A 3,611-nucleotide genomic window follows, 5' to 3' on the forward strand; every position below is an offset into this window, starting at 1 on the left:
GCAAACAGGCAACGCGCTGCATGGACTGCGGCATTCCGTTTTGCAACAACGGCTGCCCGGTCAACAACATCATCCCCGACTTCAACAATCTGGTGTACCAGGACGACTGGAAACAGGCCCTGGATGTACTGCACACCACCAACAACTTTCCCGAATTCACCGGGCGCATCTGCCCCGCGCCCTGTGAAGCGGCCTGCGTGCTGAACATCAACCAGGAGCCGGTGGGCATCAAGTCCATCGAACTGGCGATCATCGAGCGCGGCTGGAAGGAAGGCTGGGTCGTGCCGCATCCCGCCGCCGTCAAGACCGGCAAAAAGGTGGCCGTGGTCGGTTCCGGGCCTGCTGGACTGGCCGCCGCGCAGCAACTCGCCCGCGCCGGGCACGACGTGACGGTGTTCGAGAAGAACGACCGCGTGGGCGGCCTGATGCGCTACGGCATCCCCGATTTCAAGATGGAAAAGACCCACATCGATCGCCGCGTGGCCCAGATGGAGGCCGAGGGGGTGACCTTCCGCACCGGCGTGCTGGTGGGGGAGTGGCCCAAAGACAGCAAAGTCACCAACCTGAGCAAGGAAAACGTGACCCCCGCGCAGCTTCAGCAGGAATTCGACGCCGTGCTACTGGCGGGCGGCTCCGAGACGCCGCGTGACCTGCCGGTGCCGGGGCGCGACTTGCAGGGCGTGCATTACGCCATGGAATTTTTGCCCGGCCAGAACCGCGTCAATGCGGGCGACAAGCTCAAGGGGCAACTGCGGGCCGACGGCAAGAACGTCATCGTGATCGGCGGCGGCGACACTGGCAGCGACTGCGTGGGCACCAGCAACCGCCACGGCGCGAAGTCGGTCACCCAGTTCGAGGTCATGCCCCAGCCTCCCGAGCAGGAAAACAAGCCGCTGGTGTGGCCTTACTGGCCCATGAAGCTGCGCACCAGCACCAGCCACGAGGAAGGGGCCGTGCGCGAATTCGCCATTGCCACCAAGGAATTTATCGGCAAAGGTGGCAAGCTGACGGGCCTGAAGACCGTGCGTATGGAATTCAGGGACGGCAAGCTCGAAGAAGTCCCGGGCAGCGAAGAAATTCACGAGGCTGAACTGGTGCTGCTAGCGATGGGCTTTACCAACCCGATGCAGACCGTGCTGGACAGCTTTGGCGTGCAGAAGGACGCCCGTGGTAATGCTCAGGCAGGCACCGAACTGGTGGGCGGTTACGCGACCAGCGTGGACGGCGTATTCGCGGCGGGCGACATGCGCCGGGGCCAGTCGCTGGTGGTCTGGGCCATCCGTGAAGGGCGGCAGGCGGCGCGGGCCATTGACGAGTTCCTGATGGGCGCAAGCGTTCTGCCGCGTTGAGGCTAGACTGAGGCTCCGCTCCCGAAGAAAGGGTTGCTGTTTAACTTGCTTTCCCAGGTGCGGCCTCTGTGGCTAGGGTCACCGTCAGGCAGACACCACCGGAATCAGGAAACTGCTGGTCTCGTCCAGCTGCCCCGGCACCTGCTGGCGCACCTGCATTTCCCACACCAGCGCATTGCTTTCGCTCAGGCGGGTGGCCTTCGCATTTGGTGGCAGCTGCCCCGTAAATCCACCGCGCAGGCTGACGCCCCCTGTCGGGCACTGCCCCAGATCTTCTTCGGCGTGCACGATATGGCTGTAGGTCGCCATACTCCCCGAACTGTCGCACGTGATCTCCACGCAGCGCAGATAGCCGCTGAGCGTGGCGCCAGCCAGAGCGGGCACATGCGGTTTCAGGTCGCGCTGAAAAGAGAGGCGCAGTGGGTCGTCGGGTGCGTAATGGTGCTGATTCAGGAACAGAATCGGCGCACCGAAACGCTCGCTCTGGCGTTGTTTCTTCCAGATTTGCAGGATGTGGGCGGCGTATCCCAGAACAGACAGCAGCAAAAGGCCCAGGATGAGCAGAACTGATCCATTGGCTAGGACTAGTTTCCAGCTGTCTGTCCCGGCCCAAATATTCAGACCATAGATACCACCTCCCAGCACAAGCGCCAGCACGATCAATTGCGCTATCTGGTTGCCGTAGGGCGGTCTGTCCGCTGTGGCGATGATGGCCCACTCGTCGCCAAACCTGGTTGGTGTGGGCATGGTCTGCGGCTCGCTGAGCTGAGGAGGCAGAAGGTATTTGGTGGGCGTCCTTAGCGTCACAGCGGGGTCGTGGGCTTCAGGGGGCATCAGTTCACCACCGGAATCAGAAAGCTGGTGGTTTCGTCCAGCTGACCCAGCAGGTGTTGCCTGACCTGCACTTCCCAGACCAGCCAGTGGTCAGTGCCCAGCTGACTGGGCCGGGCTACCGCTGGAATATCCCCGTGCCACAGCGCCCTTAGCTGATGCTGACCCCCGAAGGTCGGTTGCTGGCCCAGGTCTTTTTCATAGTGAACGGCGTGGTCATAGCTGGTGTCGGTGCCCACCGTGCGCCGCGTGACTTCCACGCAGACCAGCCGGGCGCTGAGGGTGCCGGCCCCGACCTCGGTATTCGGCTTGATATCGCGCTGAAACGAGAGCCGCAGCATGTCGCCGGGCCGGTAGCGTTCCTGATCGAGCAGCAGAATGGGCGACCCGAAATGGTTGCTTTGCAGGTGCAGCCACCATTTGCGGCCATAGCCATACAGCATAGAGAGCCCGAAAACGGCAAACGACAGCATGAAAAGCGTGGTGAGGCTCAAGTTTGAGAGTCCGGCATGGAACTGCGGCCAGAGAGTAGCGGCGGTGATAGACAGCCACAACAGAATAAAAAACAGGTCCCAGAAGGTTGGTTTTTTGGCTCCTGTGGCTACAATCGCCCATTCGCCGCCAAAGCTGGTAGGCGTGGGCAGTTTCTGCGGCTCCTTGAGCTCCTCGGGTAAGGTGTAGTCTTTCCAGGTGTCTAAAATCTGGGTCATGGTTGGCTCCCGCTGCGTTGCGGCACCACTGGAATCATGAAATCGCTGACTTCTTCCAGCTGCCCGGGCAGATTCTGGCGTACCTGGAGCAGCCACACGACCCAGTGCCCCGTTTCCAGCAGCGTGGGCCGGGCGTCGCCGGGCAATTGCACGTGCCAGGTACCGCGCAACTGGTGGCTGCCCGGCAGCATCACTTTTTTACCCAGGTTCTCCTCATGGAAAATAACCCGGTCAAGAATGGTGTCGGTGCCCTGGGTGCGGCGGGTCAGTTCCATGCCCACCAGCCAGGCGCTCAGGTCGCCCTGTAACTTAACGCTGACTTCAGGCAACATGTCGCGGTGAAACGCCAGGGTGAGTGACTCGCCGGGCAGGTATTCCCGGTGCTCCAGCAGCAGGATGGGTGAGCCAAAGCGTTTCCCCCGCTGGTACTGTCTGAGGCGCTGGTAAAAATGGTGGGCCGACGCGAGTGCCAGACCAAAGCAAATGATGGCAAACAGCACTGGATTGCCCGAGTCGTTGTCCGGGTCAACGGGCACATTGCGGTTCATAAAAAGCAGCCAGCCGGAGACGCCGAAAATCAGCGTAAGAAGCACCGCGAACCTGTTCGGCGGTCCAGTCTTTTCCGAAATGATGGCCCACTCGTCGCCAAAAGCGCTGGGCCAGCTGAGCGGCTGACGGTCAAAGGTCGGGGTCTGAAAGTTGGCCGGAACAGTGTACTGGT

General features: G+C 61.6%; 4 protein-coding genes. 1 reads left to right on the forward strand and 3 read right to left on the reverse strand.

The annotated features are described in order from the left end of the window. Positions 1-1,349 (forward strand): glutamate synthase subunit beta (locus QZ269_RS12365; protein ID WP_291427010.1); only part of this gene is annotated, 1,349 nt, incomplete at its 5' end. 84 nt (positions 1,350-1,433) lie between these two features. On the opposite strand, the gene QZ269_RS12370 is transcribed toward QZ269_RS12365, so the two are convergent. The 3 genes from QZ269_RS12370 to QZ269_RS12380 form a co-directional block, all read right to left on the reverse strand. Beyond that, a complete protein-coding gene (locus QZ269_RS12370; RefSeq protein ID WP_291427011.1) occupies positions 1,434-2,183 on the reverse strand; it encodes a hypothetical protein in 750 nt (249 codons plus the stop codon). Then, positions 2,183-2,890: a hypothetical protein gene (locus QZ269_RS12375; RefSeq protein ID WP_291427012.1), complete on the reverse strand. Its 708-nt coding sequence runs from the start codon at positions 2,888-2,890 to the stop codon at positions 2,183-2,185. Before QZ269_RS12375 ends, QZ269_RS12370 begins: the two co-directional genes overlap by 1 nt. Continuing rightward, on the reverse strand, positions 2,887-3,611 hold a 725-nt coding region (locus QZ269_RS12380; RefSeq protein ID WP_291427013.1), incomplete at its 5' end, for a hypothetical protein. The genes QZ269_RS12375 and QZ269_RS12380, both read right to left, overlap by 4 nt.

The sequence above is a fragment of the Deinococcus sp. genome, assembly GCF_018260405.1.
GTDB lineage: Bacteria > Deinococcota > Deinococci > Deinococcales > Deinococcaceae > Deinococcus.

Bases quoted from the DNA above. Each gene is read 5' to 3' on its own strand.
- QZ269_RS12370 (WP_291427011.1), bottom strand. From the start codon at position 2,183: ATGCCCCCTGAAGCCCACGACCCCGCTGTGACGCTAAGGACGCCCACC.
- QZ269_RS12375 (WP_291427012.1), bottom strand. From the start codon at position 2,890: ATGACCCAGATTTTAGACACCTGGAAAGACTACACCTTACCCGAGGAG.